Here is a 25490-nt window from a genome sequence, read left to right on the forward strand (position 1 = left end):
CCGCCATCTGCCAAGGACATTGGCGCACCGGGCAGCACCGCCGGCAGCGCACCGTTACAGTGCAGCCCCATGACACAAAAACTGACGCCCGGCACGGCGGCGATGCTGGTGATTCCGCCGATGCTGTGGGCCGGCAATGCCGTGGTGGGACGGCTGGTGCACGAGCTGATTTCTCCCATCGCCCTGAACTTCATCCGATGGGTGCTGGCCTTCGGCGTGCTGCTGCCGCTGGCCCATGGCGTGCTGCGCAAGGACAGCCCGCTGTGGCCCCACTGGCGCCGCTACGCGCTGCTGGGCCTGCTGGGCATCGGCCTGTACAACGCGTTCCAGTACATGGCGCTGCAGACCTCCACCCCCATCAACGTGACGCTGGTGGGATCGAGCATGCCGGTGTGGATGCTGGCGGTGGGCAGCCTGTTCTTCGGCATGCGCGTGACGCAGCGCCAGCTGCTGGGCGCGCTGCTGTCGATCTGCGGCGTGCTGATCGTGCTCAGCCGGGGCGAGTGGGCGCAGCTGCTGGCCTTCCGCCTGGTGCCGGGCGACCTCTTCATGATGCTGGCCACCATCTCGTGGGCCTTCTACAGCTGGATGCTGTCGCGCACCACCGAGCCCACCTCCATCCGCGGCGACTGGGCCGCCTTCCTGATGGCGCAGATGGTGTTCGGCCTCGCCTGGTCCGGCAGCTTTGCGGGCGTGGAATGGGCCGCGGGCCACACGCATGCGACCTGGGGCTGGCCGCTGGTGGCCGCGCTGGTGTTCATCGCGGTGGGGCCTGCGGTGCTGGCCTACCGCTTCTGGGGCGTGGGCGTGCAGCGCGCGGGGCCGGCGGTGGCGGGGTTCTTCGTCAACCTCACGCCGCTGTTCGCCGGCATGCTGTCGGCTGCGTTCCTGGGCGAGACGCCGCAGGTCTTTCACGGCGTGGCATTCGCGCTCATCGTGGGCGGGATCATCGTGTCTTCGCGGAAGGGTTAGCGCACTGCGCCCGCTCTTGCCCTGCCGCTGTCTGTCGCAGTCGCTGTTGCAGCAGCAAGGCGCCCGCTGAACCGTCCTAGCGGCGCCCTTCAGGCGATGCAACGCTCTCATCCGCGGAGCCAGGCAACGCACCCTGGCCTGGCGCCGCAGGGGCATCGCCCGCCGCACTGCGCAACAGCGCCTCCAGATCGCCCACCGGGCCGGGCATGCCCAGCAGGTAGCCCTGGAACAGCTGGCAGCCATAGTCCGCCAGCAAGGCTTTCTGCTCCGGGGTTTCCACGCCTTCGGCGATCACATCCAGCTCCAGGTTGCGGGCCATGCCGATGATGGTCTGCACGATCACGTCGTCGGTGTGCCGCACGCCGAGGTTGCGCACGAACGACTGGTCGATCTTGAGCTGGTCGAGCGGCAGCCGCGTGAGGTAGGCCAGCGACGAGTAGCCCGTGCCGAAGTCGTCCACCGAAAAGCGCACGCCCTTGGTCTTGAGCAGGCCCATCTTGGCGATGGTGTCGTCCACGTTGTCGAGCACCAGCGACTCGGTCAGCTCGAGCTTGAGCAGGTGCGGCCGCGCGCCGGTCTCGCGCAGCACCTCGACCACGCGGGCCACGAAGTCGCGCTGGCGGAACTGCCGCGCGCTCACGTTGACCGACAGCTGCACGTGCCGCAAGCGCGCGTCGTTCTGCCACAGGGCCAGTTGCTCGCACGCGGTGCGCAGCACCCAGTGGCCCATTGGCACGATGAGCTCGCTCTCCTCGGCCACGCTGATGAAGGCCCCCGGCGCGACCAGGCCGCGCTCGGGGTGCTGCCAGCGGATCAGCGCCTCGGCGCCGACGATGCGGCCGTCCAGGTGGAACTGGGGCTGGTAATGCAAGACGAACTGGCGCCCCGTCAGCGCCAGTTGCAGGTCGCTTTCGAGCTGCGCGCGCACGCTGATCGCGATCTGCATCTGGGGGTCGAAGAAACACAGCGCATTGCGGCCCTGCGACTTGACCTGGTACATCGCGATGTCGGCCTGCTTGAGCAGGTCGACCGAGGGCTGCAGCGTGCCACCCATCAGCGTGGCGCCAATGCTGGGGGTGCTGTGGTGGGTGTGCCCGTTCAGGGAATACGGCACGTTGAGCTTGCGCAGGATCTTCTGGCCCACGCGGCGGGCATAGGCCGCCGCCTCTTCGCTGTGCAGCGACAGCTCGTGCAGCATGACCACGAACTCGTCGCCGCCCAGCCGGGCCACGGTGTCCTCGCGGCGCACGCAGGTCTTCAGGCGCTCGGCGACCTGGCGCAGCAGCATGTCGCCCACTTCGTGGCCCAGCGTATCGTTCAGCGTCTTGAAGTGGTCCAGGTCCAGGAACAGCAGCGCACCGTACTGGCCGCTGCGCACGCTGGCGGCAATCACCTGCTGCATGCGGTCCATCAGCAGGCGGCGGTTGGGCAGGTTGGTCAGCGGGTCGTAGAACGCCAGGCTCTCGATCTCTGCACTCGCGCGGCGCAGGGCCGTCACGTCGTGGTAGGTGATCACCAGGCCGCCTTCGGGCGTGGGGCGCTCGGTGATCTGGATGGTGCGCCCGTTGGGCAGCACCTGCTCGTGCGGCTCCAGGTGCTGGTTCTGCTTGAGCAGGCGCAGCTCCACCCAGCGCATGCGCTCTTCGTCGCTGGCCCGCGGCATGTGGTGCTTGGAGGTCTCCTCCATCACGCGCCGAAACGGCACCGTGGGCGCCATCACGTTGCGCATCCACGGAAAGATCTCTTCGAAGCGGCTGTTCCACTGCACCACGCGGTGCTGCGCGTCGAGCAGCAGGAAGCCGCTCACCATGGATTCGAGCGCCTGGTCCAGCGTGGCCTTGGACTGCGCAATCGCCATGCGCGCCTGCGACAGGCGGTCCAGGTAGCGCAGCGCCAGCCAGCCGGCGGTCAGGATCATGGCGGCGAACAGCAGGCCCGTGAGGCCGATGGCATTGCGCTGCTGGCGCCAGCCTGCCAGCGCGTCGCTGCGCGGCACGCTGGCTGAAATGCGCAGGTCCTGGTACAGGATGGGGCGGTAGACGACGAACGCGGGCTCGCCGCTCAGGCGGGCCGGGGCGCTCCACGATGGGCCTTCGGCCGCCAGCATCTGCAGCGGCGGGCTCAGCGTGGGCGGCAGGTTCTCTTCGCGGTGGGGCACGCTCAGCAGCAGTTGCCCGGTGGCACGCTCCAGCGTGACCTGCAGGCCGCTGATGTCCACGCCCTGGACCAGCACCGAACTGAGCGCGCTCACCGGCAGCTCGGCAATGGCGATCACGCGGGCGCTGTCGGCCATGCGCAGGTGGCGCGCGAAGTACAGCACGCGCTCGGCCGTGGCAAAGCTCACCACCGGCGGGCTGATCACGAGCGTGGAGACCGGCTGCTTGAGCACCGATTCCAGAAAGCCCACGGGCAGCTGCACCGCCAGCGCACTGCCCGCCGCGTCGGACGACGCGATGATCTTGCCCTGGGCATCCATCAGCGCCACGTAGCGCACCATCAGGTTCTGCCGGGCCGAGCTGCGCAGCCGCTGGCTGGCCGCGTCCGGGTCGATCCAGTCGCTCATCGCGCCCGACAGGCCCAGCAGTTCGTCCAGGCTCGCCAGCAGCACATCGACGGAGAGCAGCGACCGGTTGAGCGCCGCCTCGGCCCCGGCGACGAAACGGGTGGCCTGCGCCGCGTTGTCGTCCAGCGCCACCTGGCGTGCGTTCCACACCAGGGCGGCCGACACCAGCGCCACGGCGCCCATGAACACCGCCACTGCGGCCCATACGAAGGCTCTGATGCGAAGCGGGGTGGTGGACTCGCTCATTCAGTACGTGCGCCGACGCAGATGCCTGCACATCCCTGTCGCACCCATGGCAAGGGTGTCTGGCCGGTTGCTGCGTGGGGGCGCCAGCGGGTCATGGCTTTGCAGGCGCCGCCGTCATGCCCCGCACGGGGCCGATGGTCTGGTTCCACACCTGGGCGCAACGCGCGCCGCAGCGCTGCACCCACCGCGGCAGCACGGTGGAGGCCAGGATCTCCTGCCGGCTGCGCTCGTCCTGCGGCGACACGGGCACCACCACCATGCTGCCCTTGCGGCCACCCACGCACGCGGGCGCACCGCGGTTGCAGGCCATGCCGTTCAAGGTCTCGCGCTCGGACTCGTCCCAGATCGCGGCTTCGAGCCGCGGCAGCTCGCGCCGCAGCAGCGCCCGCAGGTCGGGCGGCAGGGCCTCCCACGCGGCCTGGTTGGCGCCGAAGATCGCCAGGCCCCAGGTGACGGGCAGCGCATGCACATGCGAGGTGACCGTGGGCAGGCCCAGCGTGTTGCCGGACATGGTGCCGGTGATCGCGCACTCGGTGTTGCCCGCCGTCAGGCTGGGCATGATCTGCGCAAAGCCGGTGAGCACCGGCACCCCGCCCAGCGCGCCGACAAAGTCGGCCTGGGTGGACGACGACACGCGTGTGCGCCGGCCGGCCAGGTCGGCCAGTGTGCGCATCGGCTTCTTGCAGAACACCACCTGCGCGGGGTAGACGTACACGGCCAGCGCCTCCACGCCATGCTGGTCGCGCAGGGCCTTTTCAAGGTAGGGGCGAAAGGCGTTGAGCGTGGACTTGAGCGTGGCGATGTCGGGGTTGAGCCCCGCCAGGTCGGGCGCGGTGTACTCGGGGTACTGGGCGGTGAAGGAGCTCATCAGCGTGGTGCCGAACGGCACGACGCCCAGCTGCAGCAGCCGCAGCATTTCGGCCCCGGGAACGCCCGCGCGGTCGAACGGCACGATCTCGGCCTCGAACCTGCCGCCGCTCAGGCGCGACAGCTCCTTGCTCCAAAAAGGCTCTTCCTGCCGCGTGTACTGGTTGATGCCTGCCAGCCCGCCCACGATGCGCAGCCGGTAGGGTGTGGCGGCGCTCTCCGCCGCAGGCGCGGCGCTTTGCGCGCCGGCCTGGGGCAGGCAGCACAGCGCGGCCAGTGCAAGACTGGTGAGCGCAGTGCGAAGGCGAGGACGATGGGTCAGGAGAGGCCTTGATTGCATGGCAAGTGACAGGCCGCCATTCTTCACCAAGTTTTTCCACCTGACGAAAAGTTTGTCGGCAAAAAGCCACGGGGACAAAACGTACCGCCCCACGAACCCGCCAGGGCGGCAGCCACCCTGTTTATATCAATCCTTGGCGGCGCCTGGCCTCGGCAGAAGCCCCACTGCCGGCACAGGGGCCTGCAGTGCGCTGTGTAAAGTTTGCGCTCAGAAGGTGCCGGGGTAGGCACCGCCATCGGCCAGCACGTTCTGGCCGGTCATGTAGCCTGCCTGCTGGCTGCACAGGAAGGCGCAGATCGCGCCGAACTCCTGCGCCGTGCCGTAGCGCCCGGCAGGGATCTGCGCCTGCTGCGCGGTGCGCAATTCGTCCACGCTCTTGCCGGCCTTGGTGGCGGCAGCATTCACGGTGGCCGCAAGCCGGTCGGTGTCGAACTTGCCCGGCAGCAGGTTGTTGATGGTCACGCCGCGCGCGGCGATCTTGCTGCGCGAGACCCCCGCCACGAAGCCTGTGAGCCCGCTGCGCGCGCCGTTGGACAGCCCGAGGATGTCGATGGGCGCCTTCACCGCGCTCGAGGTGATGTTGACGATGCGGCCGAAGCCGCGGGCGGCCATGCCGTCCACCGTGGCCTGGATGAGTTCGATGGGCGTGAGCATGTTGGCATCCACCGCCTTGATCCACGCGTCGCGGTTCCAGTCGCGGAAGTCGCCGGTGGGGGGTCCACCGGCATTCGTCACCACGATGTCGAAGTCCCGGCCGGGACCGCCTGCCGCCGCGAACACGGCTTGGCGCCCCTCGGGGGTGGTGATGTCCGTCGCCACGGCGATCACTTGCGGGGCTTTCTTGCCGCTCACGCTTGCTGCACTGGCGCCTTCAGCTATCAATTGAGTAGCAGCCTGCGCCAGGGCGTCCGCGTTGCGCGCGTTGATGACCACGTTCACGCCCTCCTGCACCAATGCCAGCGCGCTGCCGTAGCCCAAGCCCTTGCTGGCGCCGCACACCAGCGCCCATTTGCCTGCAATACCCAAATCCATAACAATCTCCCAGTTGCATACTGATACACATAAAACGCTCGGCAAATCATAAATGGAAGGCCCCACCATGAAATGGCTGTACCGCGGAGCCCTTGCCCTGTGGCTGGCATCGGCAGCATGGAGCTTGACAGGCGTTGCGCATGCGCAAGAAACCGCCGTGGTCAAGCGTGCCACCCAGTTGCGCGACACCCCGGCGGACACCGGCGCCAGCGTGGCGCCGCTGGACGCCAACACGGTGGTGACGCGCGGCACCGAGCGCAAGGGCGCGTGGACCAAGGTCAGCACCCCGCAGGGCGCGACCGGCTGGGTGCACATGTTCGATCTCGGCCCGCAATCGGGCTCCGCCGCGGCCAGCAACAATGCCGCCACCAGCGGCCTGCGCAGCGTGGGTACCCTGTTCGGCGGCAACAGCGGCTCCAGCACCACGGCCACCTCCACCGTCGGCATCCGCGGCCTGGGCGCTGAAGACATCGCCAACGCGCAGCCCAACCCCGCCGCTGTCACCCAGGCCGAGGCCCTGCGGGTGAATGCAGACCAGGCGCGTCAATTCGCCTCCAGCGCATCGCTGCAGCCGCGCACGGTGCCCGTGCTGGCTGCGCCTGCACGTCCCACATCGTCGGGCACGGGGGCCACAGGCTCATCGTCCAACCCGTCGGACCCCAACTTCAGCCCCAACTGAGGAGTGCCGCCATGCCATCGAACCTTCGACTGACCCACCGGCGGCTGGCTGCGGCGTGTGCCGCGGCCGCGCTCGCCCTGGTGCCCGCCACCGGGCAGAGCCAGAACGTGATGAACATGCTGCTGGGCGCCGTGACCGGCGGTGGCAATGCGGGCAAAGGCGATGACCTCGTCAGCCTGTTGACCCGCTCGGTCGAGAGCATCGACGAGCCCCGCGAGATCGAGATCGGCCGGCAACTGGCCGCCGTGCTGCTGGGCAGCAAGCCGCTGCATCCGGACATGGCACTGCAGCGCTACGTGAACCAGCTCGGCCGCTGGATCAGCCTGCAGTCCGAGCGCCCCAACCTGCCCTGGACCTTCGTGGTGCTGGACGATGCCGGCTACAACGCCTTCGCGGCGCCCGGCGGCTATGTCTTCGTGACCAAGGGGCTCATCGACCGGTGCGCCGATGAAGCCGAGCTGGCCGGCATCCTGGCGCATGAAATCACCCACGTGACGGCCAAGCACCATCTGCATGCGATGCGCAAGACCGCGCAGTCGGGCATGCTCACGCAACTGGTGGCATCGCAGATCAAGACGAACGCCGTGGGCAACATGGTGGCCTCGCAGTTCCTGGCGCTGGGCCGCAACCTGTACGCGCGCGGCCTGGACCAGGCCGACGAATACGATGCCGACCGCACCGGCGTGGCGCTGGCCACCCGCGCGGGCTTCGACCCGTACGGGCTGGTGGCGGTGCTGCAGCAGCTGCGGACGGCCGCGCCCGACAACCCCATGTTCACGCTGGCCCTGGCGACCCACCCGCCAGCACAGGCCCGCCTGGAGCAGCTGGAGCTGGCCATGGGCAAGAACCTGGAAAGCTTCTCGGGCGCCGCCCCCATGACCGTGGCCCAGCGCGTGCACCCCAAGCCCGCAGCCGCTGCCGCGCCCAGCGCAGCACCTGCCGCCACGCCGGCACGGAAACCCGCGCCACCGCCCAAGAAAAAAGCGTCGTGATGCAGGGCAGACGGGCCTCGGGTCGGCCGAGGTCGCCCGCGGCCGCAGCGATGCCGCAACCAAACAGGGGCCGCGTGCGGCCCCTTGTGCATGAAGCACCTGCCGTGAAACGATTGCCCGCGCGGCTCACCGGCCAGCCGCAGGCTGCCGCGCCGCACGGCTGAACAGGAAGATCCCCACCACCACCAGCGCCGTCCCCGCGGCGATCCACAGGGTGAACGGCTCCCCCAGGATCCAGATGCCCATGAAGATGGTGGACAAGGGCCCGACCAGGCCCGCCTGGGCTGCCGTGCCGGCGCCGATGCGCTCGATGGCCATCATCACCATCAGCACGGGGGCTGCGGTGCACAGCGTGGCGTTGAGCACCGACAGCCAGATCACCTCGGGCGCCACCAGCGCGGCGCTCAGCGGCCGCAGTGCAGCGAACTGCACCAGGCACAGCAGGCACGCCACCGTGGTGGCCAGGCCCACCAGCCGCAGCGAGCCCAGGCGCTGCACCATCTCGCCGCTGTAGACCAGGTAGATGGCGTAGCTTGCCGCGCTCAGGAACACCAGCAGCGCGCCCCAGGCCACGTTCGTGCCCTGCAGGTTGGCCTCCAGCCCGAACACCAGCACCACGCCGCAGTAGCTGATGAGCATGGCCACCGCCTGCGCCCACCGGATGCGGCGGCCGTACAGCGCCCAGCCCAGCATCATCACCAGCGTGGGGTTGAGGTACAGGATGAGCCGCTCCAGGCTGGCGCTGATGTACGCCAGGCCGGCAAAGTCGAGAAAACTCGCCAGGTAGTAGCCGGTGAAGCCCAGGCCCAGCACACCCAGCCAGTCCTTGCGGGTCAGTGGCGCCTTGCCGCGGCTGGCCCACCAGGCCATCACGGCGAAGATGGGCAGCGCGAACAGCATGCGGTACATGATGAGCGTGACCGCATCGACCCCGTAGCGGTAGGCCAGCTTGACGATGATGGCCTTGCCGCTGAAGGCGATCGAGCCGAGCAGCGCCAATGCGAAGCCCGCTGCTACATTTTTAGTAGCTATCGGCGTGTGTGGAGAGCGCGGTAGGGCCACTTTTTATGCATATCCTTGAGCAAAGGGGTCTGGAGGCACAGCGGGCGCCACCGGCCTAGTACCCGGCCGCCTGGCCATCGCGCCGCGGGTCGCTGGCGGCCACGTAGCCGTGCACCTTGGGGTCGCCCATGCGCCAGATGAACTGGCCGGCGCCGAAGTCCTGGTAGGACCCCTGCATCGCCTCCAGGCGGTGCCCCAGGCCTTCGAGCCCCTGCACCGTGGCAGCAGGCATGTCCTGCTCCACATTGATGCCCAGGCCCGCATTGAAGCGCCAGCGCGGCGCATCGCACGCGGTCTGCGGGTTCTGTCCGTAGTCGAGCATGCGCACCAGCGTCTGCAGGTGGCCCTGGGGCTGCATGTTGGCGCCCATCACGCCATAGCTCATCACGGGCTGGCCGTCTTTGGTAAGAAAGGCCGGGATGATGGTGTGGAACGGCCGCTTGCCCGGTGCCACCAGGTTGGCCGGGTTGCGGGCGGAGCGGTCGGTGCTGAAGGCCTGGCCGCGGTTTTGCAGGCTGATGCCGAACGTGGGCTCGACGCAGCCCGACCCGAAGCCCATGTAGTTGCTCTGGATGAAGCTGACCATCATGCCGTTCTCGTCCGCTGCCGTGAGGTAGATGGTGCCGCCCTTGACCGGGTTGCCAGCACCGAAATCCTGCGCCCTGTTCATGTCGATCAGTCTCGCACGGGACGCAAGGTAGGCGTCATCGAGCATCTGCGCGGGCGTCACCTCCATCGACGATGGCTCTGCGACGTAGCGGTACACGTCGGCGAAGGCGAGCTTCATCGCCTCGATCTGCAGGTGCTGGGATGCGGCGCTGTCCACCGGCAGGCTGGCCACGTCGAACTGGTCGAGGATGCCCAGCGCGATCAGGGCCGCGATGCCCTGCCCGTTGGGCGGGATCTCGTGCAGCGTGTATCCGCGGTAGTTGCGTGCGATGGGCGTGACCCACTCCGGTTGGTGCGCGGCGAAGTCCGCCAGCGTGTGGCTGCCGCCGTGGGCCTGCGAGAACGCGACCAGGGCCTGTGCGATCTCGCCAGTGTAGAACGCCTGGCCGCGTGTCGCCCCGATGGCGCGCAGCGCGCGGGCCGCGGCCTGGAACTGGAACAGCTCTCCCACCTGCGGCGCGCGGCCCCAGGGCATGAAGCTCTGCGCAAAGCCTGGCTGGGCCTGCAGCTCATCGACCGCCGCCGCCCATTTCTGCTGCACGACCACCGGCACCAGGTAGCCGCGCTCGGCGATCTCGGCGGCCGGCTCCATCAGGTCGGCAAAAGGCAGCTTGCCAAAACGCGCGGACAAGGCCGCCCAGGCACTGACCGCACCGGGCACGGTGACGGTGTCCATGCCGCGTGTGGGTGGCGTTGCCTGGCCCTGACCGTAGCGCTGGTGAAAGTACTCCGGCGTCCACGCCGCCGGCGCACGCCCCGACGCGTTGAGCCCGTGCAATGCCTGGCCGTCCCACAGAATGCAGAACGCATCGCTGCCGATCCCGTTGCTCACCGGCTCGCAGACCGTCATGGCGGCTGCAGCCGCCACGGCAGCATCGACCGCGTTGCCGCCCTGCTGCAGCACGCGCAGCCCGGCCTGTGCAGCCAGCGGATGCGAGGTGGAAACCACATTGCGCGCAAACACCGGCAAGCGGGTGCTGGCATAGGAGGGGGTGTAGCTGAAGGTCATCGGAACATTATGGGCCGATGGGACCGGCAGGGCTGAACGGCGCCCGCCATGGCACGCGCGCTGCGCGCAGGCACGAAGCCCGCAGCTTTCACATCCTTGCCACCGTTCGGGCTGAGCTTGTCGAAGCCGGCATCCGCGCGTCGACAAGCAGCCTGAACGGTAGCGAATGCATGAACCGGTTGGCAAAAGCGTGACCGCCTTGAAACCACACCATTGCCGGCTGCGGGCTGAGCGCGCCCGTTCACTAGCGGGCCATCAAGCCCCCGACTCCCCGTGCTTCTTGAAGATCCGGTGGTGCAGCCTGCGCAGCGACCACCACACGGCCAGCGCCACCAGGGGTATCGCAATCGCCGCGGTGGTCTCCGCAGACAACGGCCATCCCAGCTTCTGCGCGCCCTTGGCCAGGTAGCTCACCAGCCCGACGATGTAGTACGTGATGGCGGCCACCGAGAGGCCTTCCACCGTGGACTGCATCTTGAGCTGCAGGTCCTGCCGGTGGTTCATGGTGGTCAGCAGCGCCTGGCTGCTTTGCTGCTGCTCGATCTCCACGCGGGTGCGCAGCAGGTTGCTCATGCGCGAGACGCGTTGCGACAGTGCGTCCTGCCGGCGGGCGGCCCATTCGCAGGTGCTGCGTGCGGGCGTGAGGCGCCGGTCCATGAATTCGCGGATGGTCTGCATGCCCGCCAGGCGGGACTCGGCGATGTCCTGGATGCGGCGGTCCAGCAGTTCGAAGTACGCGCTGCTCGCCGAAAACCGCGAGTGCGTGGCGGCGTACTGGCTCTCTACCTGCCCGGCCAGGCGGGTCAGGCGGTCGAGCAGCACAGGTTCCGCATCGCGGTTGGCGGTGCGGATGGCGTCGGCCAGTTCGGCCAACTCGCGCTCGGCAAAGGCCAGCACGCTGGCGGCCTCGCGGGCTGCGGGCAGGCCCAGCAGCGCGGCCATGCGGTAGGTCTCGATCTCCAGCAGGCGCTGCACCAGGCGCCCCAGGCGGCGGGGTGTCATGCCGCCCGCCAGCAGCACCATGCGCGAGAAGCCGTCGGCATGGATGGCGAAGTCGGTATACACCTCGCCATGGCCATCGGCCACGGTCGACGCCACCAGGGTGTCTTCATGCAGCACATGCTTGACGAGCGAGCCCGAGCCGAAGGCGTGCGTGGGCAGCACCCACAGGTTCAGGCTGCACAGGCATTGCCCAGGCAGTGCCGCCAGCCAGTCCTGCGGGACGGCAGCAGCGGCGCTGGCGGGCTCCCGCTCGCCAAAGGCGTCGATGGGGGTGGGTACGGTGAAGGTCCAGGAGACGAACTCGGTGTGCATCTCCCAGCGCAGGCGGTAGGCGCCCAGGTCGATCCGCAGGTGGGTGGTGTGCTCCCCCGGCGGCGCCAGATGGTGGTCGCGCAGCAGGGCTGCCACATGGGCACGGCTGGCCTCGCGGCCGGCGGCGTTGGCCAGCATCACGACGTGGGCGATGGCCAGCGGCGCCGTCATCGACTCGGGCGGGCGGGCGTGAATCTCGTTGTGCAGCAAGGCCCGGTGGGGATGCTGTGTGACGTGCAGTGGTGTGGACATGCGTGCGGACCTCTGCCCCGATTGTGCTGGTCCGCAGCGCCCGCCCCGTTGGCGGCTCGCCAAAAAACAACGGCACCCGAAGGTGCCGTTGTCGTGGAGTCGATGAGAAGAAAGGCGGTGGTCAGTCTTCCACGAACGCTTCTTCGCGCTTGTTCTTCACGGCGGGCAGCAGCACGATGATGAGCAGCAGGGCCGCAGCCGCCAGCAGGCCGGCAGACAGCGGTCGCGTGACGAACACGCTCCAGTCGCCACGCGACAGCAGCAGCGCACGGCGCAGGTTTTCTTCCATCATCGGGCCCAGGATGAAGCCCAGCAGCAGAGGTGCTGGCTCCGTGCCCAGCTTGTGGAAGATGTAGCCGATCAGACCGAAGATACCCACCATCCAGATGTCGAAGGTGTTGTTGTTGGTCGAGTACACACCCACCGCGCAGAACAGCACGATGGAGGGGTACAGCCAGCGGTAAGGCACCGTGAGCAGCTTGATCCAGATACCGATCAGCGGCAGGTTCAGGATCACCAGCATGGCGTTGCCGATCCACATCGAGGCGATCAGACCCCAGAAGAGTTCCGGGTTGCTGGTCATCACCTGGGGACCTGGCTGGATGTTGTGGATCGTCATCGCACCCACCATCAGCGCCATCACGGCGTTGGGTGGAATGCCCAGCGTCAGCAGCGGGATGAACGAGGTTTGCGAACCTGCATTGTTGGCCGACTCGGGAGCCGCCACGCCGCGGATGTTGCCTTGGCCGAACGGCACTTCGCCGGGCTTGAGCTTGGTCTTCTTCTCGACCGTGTAGGCAGCGAACGCAGCCAGCAGTGCGCCACCGCCGGGCAAGATACCCAGGGCAGCACCCAGGGCCGTACCACGCAGCACCGCGGGGATCATGCGCTTGAAGTCTTCCTTCGTCGGAAACAGGCCATGCACCTTGGCTGTGAAGACTTCGCGGTCGTCGTCAGGACGGGCCAGGTTGGCGATGATTTCACCGTAGCCGAACACGCCCATGGCGATGGTCACGAAGCCGATGCCGTCGGTCAGTTCAGGGATGTCGAAGCTGAAACGGGCCACGCCCGAGTTCACGTCGGTCCCCACCAGGCCCATCAGCAGGCCCAGCACGATCATGGCCACCGCCTTGAGCAGCGAACCCGAGGCCAGCACCACGGCGCCGATCAGGCCCAGCACCATCAGCGAGAAGTACTCTGCAGGGCCGAACTTGAAGGCCACTTCGGTCAGCGGAGGCGCAAAGGCCGCCAGGATCAGCGTGCCCACGCAACCAGCGAAGAACGAGCCCAGGCCCGCCGCCGCCAGCGCCGGCCCCGCTCGGCCTTTTCGGGCCATCTGGTAGCCGTCGATCACGGTCACCACCGAGGACGATTCACCTGGCAGGTTGACCAGAATGGCGGTGGTGGAGCCACCGTATTGCGCGCCGTAATAGATACCGGCCAGCATGATCAGCGCGGCCACGGGGGGCAGCGCGTAGGTGGCAGGCAGCAGCATGGCGATGGTGGCCACGGGGCCGATGCCAGGCAGCACGCCGATCAGCGTGCCCAGCAGGCAGCCGACAAAGCAGTAGATGAGGTTCTGGAACGTGAAAGCCACGCCAAAACCCAGCGAGAGGTTGTTGATCAAATCCATGGTCGGTGCTCCTGCTCAACCCGTGATGAAACTCGGCCACACAGGGAACTGCAGCTTGAGCGCCCAGACGAATGCCACGTAGCTGCCGACGGCAAGCACGGTGGCCAGCACGAACACAGCCTTGGCGTTGAACTCATTGCCAGCCAGGCTGGAGATGAAGGTCAGCGCATAGATGCCCACGATGAGGCCCATCGCCGGGATGCCCAGGCTGGGCAGGCCGCCGAGCAGGATGCCGAAGGCGAAGTTGGCAGCGAGGATGAAGAACAGCGGCTTCCAGGCCCACTTGCCGATCTTGTCGCCATCCTGCGTCTCCACCGTGGTGGCTTTGAAGGTGATGGCAGACCCGATGAGGGCCAGCAGGATCCCCAGCAGCAGCGGGAAGTAGCCCGGGCCCATGCGTGCGCCGTTGCCGACGTTGTACGTGGTGGCTCCCCACGCAAACGCCACACCGATACCCATGAACATGAGGCCGGCAAAGAAGTCTTTTTGACTCTTGATTTTCACATTTGTCTCCTAGGCGGAAATCTTGACTGCGCGATTGTGAGTGCAAGCGCGGCCCGTGCGGATGTGGATTCCACCTACATCCGGTAACGCACTGCATGCCGCCACGGCAGCGGCAGCCCGGCAGTCGCCCGGGAGACAGGCTGCCCGCTACTCCGCTATTCCAGGGGAGGCGTGGCGGTGAGCACCTCTTCGAGCGTGGTGAGCCCCTCGGCCACCCGCAGCGCACCGGCCAGGCGCAGCGGGCGCATGCCGTCCTGCACGGCCTGGCGGCGCAGCATGTCGATGGAGGGCGCCTGGTTGATTTTTTCCTTCAATGCCTCGCTCACCGTGAGCAGTTCGTACAGCCCCATGCGCCCGCGGAAACCGCTCATCCGGCAGTCCACGCAGCCCACGGGCTTGTAGGGCTGGTAGCCGCCGCTGAGCTTCCAGGGCTTGACGGCACCCATCAGCACTTCGCGGTCCGACGTATCGTCCTTTTGCTTGCACTGCTTGCACAGCGTGCGCACCAGGCGCTGGGCGAGCACCCCCAGGATGGTGGCGTTGAGCAGGTACGGCGGCACGCCCAGCTCCATCAGCCGCGTGATGGCCGATGGCGCGTCGTTGGTGTGCAAGGTCGAGAACACCAGGTGGCCGGTGAGGGCCGCCTGCACCGCCATTTCGGCCGTTTCAAGGTCGCGGATTTCACCCACCATGATGATGTCCGGGTCCTGGCGCATCAGCGCGCGCAGGCCTTCGGCGAAGTTGAAGTCGAGCTGCGGCTGCACCTGCGTCTGGTTGAAGCTGGGCTCGATCATTTCGATCGGGTCTTCCACCGTGCTCACGTTGACTTCCTCGGTGGCCACGCGCTTGAGCGTGGAGTACAGCGTGGTGGTCTTGCCCGAGCCGGTGGGCCCGGTCACCAGGATGATGCCATGCGGGCGCTTGACCAGGTCCTCCCACCGCTGGGCGTCGTGCGGCGCAAAGCCCAGTGCGTCCAGGTCCTTGACCGCGTTGTCGGGGTCGAAGATCCGCATCACCATCTTCTCGCCGAACGCGGTGGGCAGCGTCGACAGGCGCATTTCCACCTCGTCGCCGCGCTGGTTGCGCGTCTTGATGCGGCCGTCCTGCGGGCGGCGCTTTTCCACCACGTCGATGCGGCCCAGCAGCTTGATGCGCGAGATCATGGCGTTGTGCACGCCCATGGGCATCTGGTAGACGGGGTGCAGCACGCCATCGATGCGAAAGCGGATCACGCCCTGCTCGCGGCGGGGCTCCAGGTGGATGTCGCTGGCGCGCTGGTCGAACGCGTACTGCCAGAGCCAGTCCACCACCTTGACCACGCCCTGGTCGTTGGCATCGAGCTGCTTGTTGCTCTTGCCCAGCTCGACCAGTTGCTCGAAGCTGCTGCCGCCCCCTGCCCCTCCGGCCTTCTGGGCTGCACGCACGGACTTGGCCAGCGCAAAGAACTCGGCCGTGAACCGGTGGATGTCGGCCGGATTGGCGACCACCCGGCGCACCGACCGCCGCGACTGGCGCTCCACCTCGGCGACCCAGTCGTCGATGAAGGGCTCGGCGGTGGCCACCACGACTTCCTTGGAGGTCACCTGAACCGGCAGCACCTTGTGGCGCTCGGCATAGGTGGCGCTCATGGTGTCGGCCACGCGGCCCACATCCACCTTGAGCGGGTCGATCCGCAGGTAGGGCAGCCCGGCCCGCCGGGCCAGGTATTCGGACAGCGCCTCGATGTCCAGCGGCTTGCCGTCCGACGCGCGCTCCATCGCCACATTGGCCAGGCGCACCAGCGCATGCTGGGAGCTCTCGGCCTGCGAGCAGCGCGCGATGGTGCGCTGGGCCTCCTCGCGGGTGATGACCTTGTCTTCGCTCAACCACTGCACCATGCGCCGCCAGTCCACCGGGCCGGCGTAAGGCGCCGCTGCTGCGCGCTCGGTGGAAACTTCTGCAACCTTCGTCATCGGAGACCTTTCAGTGTGCGTACACGTTCTCTGCGCCATCTGCGGCCATCTGCGCTGTCTGCGCTTGCCACGCCCTGCATGAATGCAGCGCCTTTCAGCCCGCCACGGGCTTGAAAGCCCGCAGCCATTTCGCCGTGGGCAGGTCCCAGCGCGCCTGGATCGCCTCGGCCCGCGCCGCCAGTTCGGTGCGTTTGGGGCGCGTCGGGGTGCGCTGGGCCAGCACCACGGTATTGCCCTCCCGCGTGGGCTTGAAGGACCACAGCGCGTCTTCGCCGAAGGCCTGCGCCATGCTCTGCAGGCTGCGGTCGTAGCTGGAGGCACGGCCAAACAGGTTGACGGTCATGCTGCCAGTATCCGTCAGCAGCGCGCGGCAGTCGGCATAGAAGTCCGCACTGTCGAGCACCGGCGCTGCCGCATCGTGGTCATACAGGTCCACCGCCAGCGCATCCACGGTGCCCAACCACATCGGGTTGCGGATTTCCTGGGCCGCATCGGCCAGCACCACGCGCAGCTTGGGGCCGTCGGGCGGCAGCTTGAACCACTGCCGGCACACGGCCACCACCTGCGGGTTGAGCTCGATGGCGGTACTGCAGATGCGCAGCTTCTTGTGGCAGAACTTGGTGATCGCGCCCGCCCCCAGGCCCAGTTGCATGGCGTGCCCCTTGGAGACCTGCGCGGGGTCGGCAAACAACAGCCAGGCCATCATGCGCTGCACGTACTCCAGCTCCAGCACGAACGGCTCGGCCACACGCATGGAGCCCTGGATCCAGGGCGTGCCCAGGTGAAGGTGCCGCACCTCGCCGTCGTCGGAGACGCTGACTTCGGGCAGTTCTTGGGGAGTGTTCTTTTTTCGGGTCATTCAGGTCAGTCAAGCAGCCCGTGGGCGGACATCAGTTCGCCCCAGGCCGCCAATTTACGGTCAAAGCTCCAGGAGGCATTGGCGGGGCTGGTCGACGGCAGCCGCACCGCGTCTATCCGCGTCGGGTGCGCCGATTCCAGGCTGGCCAGCGCCGCGGGCGCGTGCCGAAAGCTCTCGGCGCCGTTGTGGGCCAGCGCAGCCAGGCGGGGGCACTGGCCGTGCAGGCGCGCGAAGTCGTTGACGCGGGCGTTGCGGATGGCGGTGTCCAGGCTGCCCTCGCGCTCGCAGCTTTCGTACACGTCCCACAGCCCCAGCCGCCGCGCCAGCAGCCAGTCGCAGCGCTGCGCATAGTGGTCCGCCCCTGCAGGCGGCAGCGGGTGCTGGGGCCACAGCGCCTGCAGGATCTTCCAGAAGTGGTTTTGCGGGTGGGCGTAGTACTGGCGCAGCCGCAGCGAGGCCGCGCCTGGAAAGCTGCCCAGTACCAGCACCACGGTTTCTGCAGACGCCACAGGCGGCAGTCCCTGCCACCGGGGGGTGGCAGAGGTGGGCGCGGGGTGCGGCGCTTGGACGTCAGGCATGGGCCGATTCTGGACCTAAACCGCGCAGGGGCCCGGGCAGGCCTGTAAAAAAAGATAGCTGTAAACCGTGCACCACACTGCGCAAAACTCCCAAATGGCTCCTCATTTCAGGCCCTGCACCAGGCGCCCCCCCGCAGGCGCTAGGGAACCTCTGCACGAATCGAGCTGCCAAGTATGCGCTGCGGATCGGGATGGAGTGCAAGGCGCAAAACGCAGCCATATCCGTAGCTATTGCGAGTATTTGCAACGCCGCAGGCCGCCCGAAACCGCAGATGCCCACGGCGCGGTGATTCGTGCAGAGGTTCCCTACGGCACCAGCGCCGCCAGCCGGGGCAGCGCCGCGCGGGCATTGCGCGTGGTGGCCGCTGCCAGCGCCTGCGCCGGCTGGCCCCGCAGTTGCGCCAGCACCTCGGCAATGCGCGGCAGCTCGCCCGGGGCATTGCGGCCCTGGGGCTGGCCTTGCGCGCGCTGCGCCGCGGTGGTGTAGAGCCAATGCGGCTGGATGTCCGGTGCATCGGTCTCCAGCACCAGCACGTCCTCGGGCAACTCGGTAGCCAGGCGGCGCAGCTGCAGGGCGCGGTCGTAGGTCATGGCGCCCCCGAAGCCCAGCTTGAACCCCATGGCAATGAACGCCTCGGCCTGCTGCTGGCTGCCATTGAACGCATGCGCGATGCCGCCGCGCACTGGCAGCTCGCGCAGGCCCTTGAGGAGCTTGTCGGCCGAGCGGCGCACGTGCAAGATCACCGGCAGGCCGAATCGGCGCGCCAGTTGCAGTTGCGCGCGGTAAAAGCGCTCCTGCCGTACGGGGTCCAGCCCGCTCACGAAGCAATCCAGGCCGATCTCGCCGATGGCCACCAGGCGCGGGTCTGCGTGGTGTTCCTCCAGTTCAGCAGCCAGGCGGTCCAGGTCGCCGTCGTCCGCGCGGCCGGTGTACAGCGGGTGGATGCCCAGCGCGTAGCTGTCCCCATGCTGATGCGCAAGCTGCCGCACGGTGGCCCAGTTGCTGCGCTCCACCGCCGGGATCACGCAGTGCCCCACGCCCTGTGCACGGGCAGCCTGGCGGGCCGCGTCGCGGTCGGGGTCGAATTCCGGGGCGTCGAGGTGGCAATGGGTGTCGATCCAGACAGTCATCCGGCCATGATGCCCCAAAGAGCCGGCCCCCCGGCTGGGTGGCCAGCCGGCGGCGCACGAAACCTTGGATGTGCATATGGCGGCGATACGTGCTAACGTGAAACCATGCGCCTTTTTGCGGCGCAGTAGAAAAGGTGACAGGATGCCTCGGCCCGCCCTCTACAGCAGCTCCCGCCCGGCCCGCCGCCCTTTGGACGGGGCCGCGGCGGCGCCCTCCGACAGATCCGCTGCACCAGCGGATTTCGCAGCGCCTGCCGCGCAGTCGCAGGGGGGCGATGGCGCACCTGCCGCCAGCCCGCACTTCCCCACCGCAGCCACCCCGTCAGCGGGTGTGGCGCTGTCGCGGCGCCATCTGCGCAGCCTGTGGGCCATGATCATGCTGCTGTCGGCCCTGCTCGTGGCCAGCCTGTGGCTGCACCAGCGCCCGGCCCCCCGCAAGGTCACGCAGGAAGACATCGACGCTGCCGTGCTGCGCACCCTGGAGACCACCACGCCCCCCTCCGCTGACGCGCGGGCGGTGGAGGCCATTGCACCGTCGGTGGTGCGTGTGGCGGGCTACAGCCGCAGCAAGAACGGCAAGGAAGAGATCGAGCGCGGCGTGGGCACAGGGGTCGTCATCGTGGACAAGGGCGTCATCCTGACCAACCTGCACGTGGTGGCAGGCGCCGACCGCATTGCCATCACCTTCCACGACGGCCTCGAGACCACGGCCAGCATCACCGGCACGCAACCCGAGAACGACCTGGCCGTGCTGCAGGCGCACAAGGTGCCGGACGACCTCGAAGCGGCGCCCCTGCGCTCCACCCAGGACCTGCGCCCGGGCGACCACGTGGTGGCCGTGGGCTTTCCGTTCGGCATCGGGCCGTCGGCCTCGGCGGGCGTGGTGTCGGGCCTCCGGCGCGAGTTCACCTCGCCCGAAGGCAAGCGCCAGCTCAGCAACCTGATCCAGTTCGACGCCGCCGCCAATCCGGGCAACTCCGGCGGGCCGCTCGTCACACTCGACGGCGAGGTCGTGGGCATCGTGACCGCCATCCTGAACCCCACCTCCGCGCGCACCTTCATCGGCATCGGCTTTGCCGTACCCATCGAAAACGCTGCTGCCGCCGTGGGCATGCCGCCGTTCTAGCCTCCGGGCTGGGCGACTCTCCGCACCATCGATCACCGACAAAGGAAGGACACCCATGGAATCCACAGCGAACACCGCCACCCTGATGGAGCAGGTGCTCTACGAAGTCAAGCGCGTGGTAGTCGGGCAGGACCGCTTTCTCGAACGCGTGATGGTGGCCATGCTCGCCCAGGGCCATCTGCTGGTCGAAGGCGTTCCGGGACTGGCCAAGACGCTCACTGTGAAGACGCTGGCCAGCACCATCCAGGGCAGCTTCAAGCGCATTCAGTTCACGCCCGACCTGGTGCCCGCCGACCTGGTGGGCACGCGCATGTACAACCAGAAGACCGGCGAATTCAGCACCGCACTGGGCCCCGTGTTCACCCACCTGCTGCTGGCCGATGAAATCAACCGCGCGCCCGCCAAGGTGCAGAGCGCGCTGCTGGAGGTGATGCAGGAGCGCCAGGTCACCATTGCCGGCGAGACGCACAAGGTGCCGGAGCCCTTCCTGGTGATGGCCACGCAGAACCCCATCGAGACCGAAGGCACCTACGCCCTGCCCGAGGCGCAGGTGGACCGCTTCATGATGAAGGTGCTGCTCGACTACCCGACGGAGGAGGAAGAGTTCGTCATCGCCCAGCGCGCGCTGGACCTGCCCGTGCAGGTGCTGCCCGTGGCCACCACCGCCCAGCTGGCGGCGCTGCAGGCCGAATGCCGCACCGTGTATGTGGACCCATCCATGCTGCAGTACGCTGTGAAGCTGGTGGCCGCCACCCGCATGCCTGCCCGCCATGGCCTGAAAGACCTGGCGGCCTACATCAGCTGCGGTGCCAGCCCCCGCGCCACCATCGCCCTGGCCGAGGGCGCCCAGGCCCTGGCCATGCTGCGCGGCCGCAACTACGTGCTGCCCGAAGACATGACCGACCTGGCCGCCGATGTGCTGCGCCACCGCGTGGCGCTGTCGTATGAGGCGCTGTCCGAAGGGCTCGATGCCGACGCGCTCATCCAGCGCATCATGGCCAAGATCCCGGCGCCTGCGCGCCCCCTGCACCACGAGCAAAAAGCAGCCTGAGCTCCACCATGGCCAAAACGCCGTCCGACACCTCTTCCGCAACGGTGCACGCGCTGCCGACCTTGCCGGGCCAGGCCGACCGCCTGCTGCGCGAACTGGAGTGGAAGGTCATCCGCCGGCTCGACGGCCTGCTGCAAGGCGACTACCGCACCCTGATGCGCGGCAGCGGCCTGGACCTGGCCGACCTGCGCGAATACCAGCCGCATGACGACGTGCGCCACATCGACTGGAACGTCACAGCCCGCCTGAACCTGCCCCATGTGCGCGTGTTCACCGAAGACCGCGAGATGACCGCCTGGTTTCTGCTGGACCTGAGCCCCTCCATCAGCTTCGGCCCCGAAGGCCACTCCAAACGCGACATCCTTACCGGCTTCGTGGCCGTGCTGTCGCGCCTGCTCACCCGCCACGGCAACCGCGTGGGCGCCATGCTGTACGGCGGCGCCAGCGGCCAGGCCGAACGCGCTGTCGACACGGTGCTGCCACCACGCAGCAGCCGCGCACATGTGCTGCACCTGGTGCACCGGCTGCTCGCGCCCGACGCCAAGGCACGGACCACGTCCAAGGCTGGCGGGGCCGCCACCGAGTTGCACCGGCTGCTGCGCACCGGCCTGGCCAACCTGCGCCGCCGCTCCACCGTGTTCGTGGTCTCCGACTTCATCAGCGCGCCGGGCTGGGAAAAGCCGCTGGCCCAGCTCGCGCAGCGGCACGACGTGGTGGCCGTGCGCCTGCTGGACCCGCTGGAGCTGGAACTGCCCGATGTGGGCCTGATCACCTTGCGCGACGCCGAAAGCGGCGAACAGCTGCAGGTGGACACGCACGATGCGGCCTTCCGCCGCCGCTTTGCACGCCTGGCGGCCGAACGCGAAGCAGTGCTGCGCGAAGGCCTGGCGCGCGCCGGTGCAGACACGCTGGAGCTCTCCACCGACGACGACCTGGTCGATGCGCTGCTGCGCTTCATGGACATGCGCCAGCGGCGCGTGCGGGCGCCGCGCGGTGCACCATCGACGCTGTCGCCAGCGGGGGCCGCTGCACTGCCCACTGCCGCCTGATTCAACCCCGACGCCACCAAGGACCCTCACCATGGTTTTTCTCTGGCCCACCCTGCTCTGGCTGCTGCTGGTTGCGCCGCTCCTGGTGCTGCTGTACTGGTGGCTGCTGCACCGGCGCAAGAAGACGGCGCTGAGCTACTCCAGCCTGTCGCTGGTGCGCGAAGCCATGGGCCCCGGCCAGCGGCTGCGGCGCCACATCCCGCCCGCCCTCTTCCTGCTGGCGCTGATCGCCCTGCTGCTGGCGACCGCACGGCCGCTGGCCGTCATCACGCTGCCCTCCCAGGACCAGACCATCATGCTGGCCATGGACGTGTCGGGCAGCATGCGTGCCTCCGACGTGGAGCCCGACCGCATCACCGCCGCCCAGAACGCCGCCAAGGCCTTCATTGCCGAGCTGCCCCGCCACGTGCGCGTGGGCATCGTCGCGTTTGCGGGCAGCGCCCAGCTGGCCCAGCTGCCCACGCAAAGCCGCGAAGACCTGGTCAAGGCCATCGACAGCTTTCAGTTGCAGCGCGGCACGGCCACGGGCAACGGCATCATGCTGTCGCTGGCCACGCTGTTCCCCGATGCAGGCATCGACATCTCCGCCCTGGGCGGCCGCCAGGCCATGCGCCCCAAGCCCATCGATGAGATCGGCAAGCAGGACCCCGCCAAGCCCTTCACGCCCGTGGCGCCAGGTTCGTACAACTCGGCCGCCATCATCATGCTGACCGACGGCCAGCGCACCACCGGCGTGGACCCCCTGGAAGCCGCCAAGTGGGCCGCCGACCGTGGCGTGCGGGTGTACACGGTGGGCGTGGGTACGGTGCAGGGCGAGACCATCGGCTTCGAAGGCTGGTCCATGCGCGTGCGGCTCGACGAAGAAACCCTGAAGGCCGTGGCCACGCGCACCAATGCGGAGTACTTCCATGCGGCCACCGCGGCTGACCTGAAAAAGGTCTATGAAACACTGAGTTCGCGCCTGACGGTGGAGAAAAAAGAGACGGAGGTGTCGTCCCTGTTCGCCCTGCTGGGCGCCGTGCTGGCTTTGCTGGCGGCGGGGTTGTCGGTATGGTGGTACGGGCGGATTTTGTGACCTTCGCCGGACTTTGATCCGCTCTTGGCCTGCAATCGACAGCGCAGGCCTTGCAGGGCCCGCGTCGAGAGAATTGCCATTCGAAGCCGATCGGCACCACACCCCATGCATCGAAAGCGCACCTGCTGGCACGCCGGTGTGCACTGGCTGAAGCCATCTCACGCGGGCCGCGGTCTACGGCAACGCCAGCATCGAAAAGTCAGGCAGACCCCAGCGCCATTCTCGACGACGCGGTCGCCTGGTTCGCATGCCGGGTCTCCACCCGGTTGCGCCCTGCGCGCTTGGCGTCGTAGCAGGCCATGTCGGCAGCGTACAGCACCGATGGCACGTCCTGCAGGCTGGCATCGAGTACCACCAGCCCGATGCTCACCCCGAGCGTGAAGCTGCGGCCCTGGTAGGCGGGCTCCCAGGCCTGCACCGACGCGCGCAACTGCTCTGCCACGGCCTGCCCGCGGGCCAGGGCGCAGCCGGGCAGCACCACGGCGAACTCGTCGCCACCCAGGCGCGCAGCCCAGCCCACCTGGCGCACTTGCGACTCCAGCAGGCGGGCCACGTGGCGCAGCACGTCGTCCCCTGCGTCGTGGCCAGCGATGTCGTTCACCACGGTGAAATGGTCCAGATCAAGGAACAGCACCACGCCGTCGCCCGGCGCCTCGCCGCTGGCCTGCGGCTCGCGGGGGCGTGCGGAGCGTTCGGCCAGCAGCAGGCCCAGGCGGTCATCGAAGGCGGTGCGGTTGTACAGCTGCGTCAGCCCGTCGTGGGTGCGCTCCCACGCGTGCTGGGCCTGGGCTTCGCGTGCGGCGGTGATGTCTTCGAGGATCCACACGGTGCCGCCCGCCATTTCGTCCGGCTGCACGCCGCGGCCCTGCACTCGTGCCCACACTGGGCTGCCGTCCTTGCGCATGAAGCACACGTCGCCGTCAAAGGCGCCGTGCGCGGCGAACTCGGCCTGCACGCGTTCGCCGATGTGGTGGTAGTCGGCATCGCTCGCGTACAGCGCGCGCGCCGGGCGGCCCTGCAGCTCGCCGGGGGTGTAGCCCAGCATCACGCAAGCCTGGCGCCCCACCACCTCGAGGATGCCGTGGCGCGAGATGACAATGCCCACCGACGCGTTGTCCAGCACCGCCTGGAACTGACCATCGAGCGTGGCCTTGTGGATCTGCTCCCGGCTGCCCTGCTGGGCCAGGCCCTGGAACACCTGCACCAGTTCGCCCACCTCGCCGCCCGCGCGGGGCCAGTCGATGTCGGGCGCCTGGGGCAGCGGCTGCCGCACGTCGCGGCGCAGCATCTGCAGTGCGCTGTGCCGCAGGTGCGCCAACGGCTGGGCCATCCAGGCCATGGCGACGGCCACCAGCAACATGCACAGGGCCATGCTGGCAGCCGCCAGCCACCAGGCTTCGCGCTGGGCGCCCTGCAGCGGGCCCAGCAGCGCCTGCGACGGGCTCACCCGCGCCACGATCCATTGCGGCAACGGCATGCCCGCCATGCTGACGATGTGCCCGGGCTCCTGGTGGGTGGCCCCGCGCCCTGCCACGGGCTGTGCCTGGTCCAGCCAGCGCATGTACACGGGCGCCAGCCCGGTCTCGTCCTGCACCTTGCCCAGGATGCGCGCGGGATCGGTGTGCGACAGGATGGTGCCGTCGCGTGTGAAGACGATGAGCCGCGAGCCGTCACGCGCCGGCAGCGTCATCGATGGCGGCAGCAGGCCTTGCGACTGCAGTCGCAGCGCCCCCGCCACCACGCCCAGCACCGAGCCGTCCTCACGGTGCAGCGGCATGGTGAACATCACCCGGGCGTCGCTGGTGCGCGCCGCGATGAGTTCGGAGACCAGGGGCTTGCCGTCGACCAGCGTGCGGCGCAGGGCATCGCGCTCGGCCGGGTCCAGGTCGGCGGCCTTCTCCATCCGGCCGCCGCGCAGGTTCATGCGCAGTTCGCCATTGGCGCGGGCAACCTGCATGGCGTCGAAGAACTGCACCGCGGGCAGGCCCTGCTGCAGCAGCCATTCCAGGGTGGATGGCGATTCGAGCATGGCTGGCGTGATGCCTGCCGACACGGTGCGCAGCACCTTCTGGCTTTGCTCGATCTTGCTGGCCAGCAAGCGCGCCACGACTTCGACCTCGTCGGTCTGCTGGGCCACGACGCGGCGCATGGCCTCTTGCCCCGAGGCACGGGTGACCAGCCAGGCCGCCACCGTCCCCGACAGCGCTACCGCCAGCACCGCCACCAGCATCAGCCGCAGCACCAGCGAACCGGGCACGAACCAGCCCGGCGCATCTGGTGGCAGCGCGGGGTGGTCCGGGGGCGTCATGGGCACTCCGTGGAGGGAATGCGACGCGGATGGGAGGCGTTGGGCATGGGCTGGTCGGGTGAAACCGGACTTTTGCCAACGAATATACGCAGCCCCTGCCCCCCGGGGCTTGGGTGGAACCCTCAGTCCAGGGCGGGGAAAAACCCTGACTTTGAAGCCCCCCTGAGCCGCTGCGCGGCTTCCCCCGGAGGGGGACGCACCCGGTGGACTGGCGGAGCCAGATCCAC

20 protein-coding genes are annotated in these 25490 nt (G+C 68.4%); 7 read left to right on the forward strand and 13 right to left on the reverse strand.

Features of this window, described 5'->3' with window-relative positions; all coding sequences use genetic code 11:
- The first annotated feature begins 69 nt into the window (after positions 1 to 69).
- On the forward strand, positions 70 to 972 hold the full coding sequence (locus tag ACIGHN_RS01585) for a DMT family transporter (RefSeq protein WP_396502987.1): 903 nt from the start codon (positions 70 to 72) through the stop codon (positions 970 to 972).
- A 76-nt stretch (positions 973 to 1048) separates the two neighbouring features.
- Here ACIGHN_RS01585 and ACIGHN_RS01590 read toward each other — a convergent pair whose 3' ends face one another.
- The 3 genes from ACIGHN_RS01590 to ACIGHN_RS01600 form a co-directional block, all read right to left on the reverse strand.
- A complete protein-coding gene (locus tag ACIGHN_RS01590) occupies positions 1049 to 3781 on the reverse strand; it encodes an EAL domain-containing protein (protein WP_396502988.1) in 2733 nt (910 codons plus the stop codon).
- A gap of 91 nt (positions 3782 to 3872) precedes the next feature.
- Positions 3873 to 4988, reverse strand: a complete 1116-nt coding sequence (locus ACIGHN_RS01595) for a TRAP transporter substrate-binding protein (RefSeq protein WP_396502989.1) — start codon at positions 4986 to 4988, stop codon at positions 3873 to 3875.
- A 207-nt stretch (positions 4989 to 5195) separates the two neighbouring features.
- On the reverse strand, positions 5196 to 6020 hold the full coding sequence (locus tag ACIGHN_RS01600; protein ID WP_396502990.1) for an SDR family oxidoreductase: 825 nt from the start codon (positions 6018 to 6020) through the stop codon (positions 5196 to 5198).
- A gap of 67 nt (positions 6021 to 6087) precedes the next feature.
- Here ACIGHN_RS01600 and ACIGHN_RS01605 point away from each other — a divergent pair, with 67 nt between their 5' ends.
- Entirely contained in the window at positions 6088 to 6699 is a 612-nt protein-coding gene (locus tag ACIGHN_RS01605) for an SH3 domain-containing protein (protein ID WP_056416386.1), read from the forward strand.
- A gap of 11 nt (positions 6700 to 6710) precedes the next feature.
- Positions 6711 to 7691: a M48 family metalloprotease gene (locus ACIGHN_RS01610; RefSeq protein WP_396502991.1), complete on the forward strand. Its 981-nt coding sequence runs from the start codon at positions 6711 to 6713 to the stop codon at positions 7689 to 7691.
- A 126-nt stretch (positions 7692 to 7817) separates the two neighbouring features.
- Here ACIGHN_RS01610 and ACIGHN_RS01615 read toward each other — a convergent pair whose 3' ends face one another.
- The 9 genes from ACIGHN_RS01615 to ACIGHN_RS01655 form a co-directional block, all read right to left on the reverse strand.
- Positions 7818 to 8753 carry a DMT family transporter gene (locus tag ACIGHN_RS01615; RefSeq protein ID WP_082485915.1) on the reverse strand — a complete coding sequence of 312 codons (936 nt, stop codon included), beginning with the start codon at positions 8751 to 8753 and terminating at the stop codon, positions 7818 to 7820.
- A gap of 55 nt (positions 8754 to 8808) precedes the next feature.
- Entirely contained in the window at positions 8809 to 10431 is a 1623-nt protein-coding gene (locus ACIGHN_RS01620; protein ID WP_396502992.1) for a gamma-glutamyltransferase family protein, read from the reverse strand.
- 255 nt (positions 10432 to 10686) lie between these two features.
- A complete protein-coding gene (locus ACIGHN_RS01625) occupies positions 10687 to 11997 on the reverse strand; it encodes a DUF3422 family protein (RefSeq protein ID WP_056415935.1) in 1311 nt (436 codons plus the stop codon).
- Between the two features lie 121 nt (positions 11998 to 12118).
- Positions 12119 to 13630, reverse strand: coding sequence for a tripartite tricarboxylate transporter permease (locus ACIGHN_RS01630; RefSeq protein ID WP_056415933.1), 1512 nt, complete (start codon positions 13628 to 13630; stop codon positions 12119 to 12121).
- Positions 13631 to 13645: 15 nt separating this feature from the next.
- A complete protein-coding gene (locus ACIGHN_RS01635) occupies positions 13646 to 14134 on the reverse strand; it encodes a tripartite tricarboxylate transporter TctB family protein (protein WP_056161792.1) in 489 nt (162 codons plus the stop codon).
- Positions 14135 to 14289: 155 nt separating this feature from the next.
- Complete coding sequence (locus ACIGHN_RS01640) at positions 14290 to 16086, reverse strand: GspE/PulE family protein (protein ID WP_396502993.1); 1797 nt, start codon at positions 16084 to 16086, stop codon at positions 14290 to 14292.
- Between the two features lie 94 nt (positions 16087 to 16180).
- Positions 16181 to 16945 (reverse strand): spermidine synthase, encoded by a 765-nt coding sequence (locus ACIGHN_RS01645; RefSeq protein WP_396502994.1) that lies wholly within the window; start codon positions 16943 to 16945, stop codon positions 16181 to 16183.
- A 5-nt stretch (positions 16946 to 16950) separates the two neighbouring features.
- Positions 16951 to 17523, reverse strand: a complete 573-nt coding sequence (locus tag ACIGHN_RS01650) for a DNA-deoxyinosine glycosylase (RefSeq protein ID WP_056415926.1) — start codon at positions 17521 to 17523, stop codon at positions 16951 to 16953.
- A 306-nt stretch (positions 17524 to 17829) separates the two neighbouring features.
- The gene (locus ACIGHN_RS01655) at positions 17830 to 18654 is read right to left on the reverse strand and encodes a TatD family hydrolase (protein WP_396502995.1); all 825 of its coding nucleotides are present in this window, start codon (positions 18652 to 18654) and stop codon (positions 17830 to 17832) included.
- Between the two features lie 142 nt (positions 18655 to 18796).
- Between ACIGHN_RS01655 and ACIGHN_RS01660 the strand changes: the two genes are divergently transcribed.
- From ACIGHN_RS01660 to ACIGHN_RS01675, 4 genes are read left to right on the forward strand one after another with little or no spacing between them, the layout of a single operon-like run.
- The gene (locus ACIGHN_RS01660; protein ID WP_396502996.1) at positions 18797 to 19780 is read left to right on the forward strand and encodes a S1C family serine protease; all 984 of its coding nucleotides are present in this window, start codon (positions 18797 to 18799) and stop codon (positions 19778 to 19780) included.
- A gap of 55 nt (positions 19781 to 19835) precedes the next feature.
- A complete protein-coding gene (locus tag ACIGHN_RS01665; RefSeq protein ID WP_396502997.1) occupies positions 19836 to 20831 on the forward strand; it encodes an AAA family ATPase in 996 nt (331 codons plus the stop codon).
- A gap of 8 nt (positions 20832 to 20839) precedes the next feature.
- The gene (locus ACIGHN_RS01670; RefSeq protein ID WP_396502998.1) at positions 20840 to 21880 is read left to right on the forward strand and encodes a DUF58 domain-containing protein; all 1041 of its coding nucleotides are present in this window, start codon (positions 20840 to 20842) and stop codon (positions 21878 to 21880) included.
- A gap of 31 nt (positions 21881 to 21911) precedes the next feature.
- On the forward strand, positions 21912 to 22955 hold the full coding sequence (locus tag ACIGHN_RS01675; protein ID WP_056415909.1) for a VWA domain-containing protein: 1044 nt from the start codon (positions 21912 to 21914) through the stop codon (positions 22953 to 22955).
- A 199-nt stretch (positions 22956 to 23154) separates the two neighbouring features.
- Here the strand turns inward: ACIGHN_RS01675 and ACIGHN_RS01680 are convergent, their stop codons facing one another.
- Complete coding sequence (locus tag ACIGHN_RS01680; protein ID WP_396502999.1) at positions 23155 to 25263, reverse strand: diguanylate cyclase; 2109 nt, start codon at positions 25261 to 25263, stop codon at positions 23155 to 23157.
- Positions 25264 to 25490: the final 227 nt, after the last annotated feature.

Origin of the sequence: Acidovorax sp. NPDC077693 (assembly GCF_044542805.1) — a bacterium.
Taxonomy (GTDB): Bacteria; Pseudomonadota; Gammaproteobacteria; order Burkholderiales; family Burkholderiaceae_C; genus Acidovorax.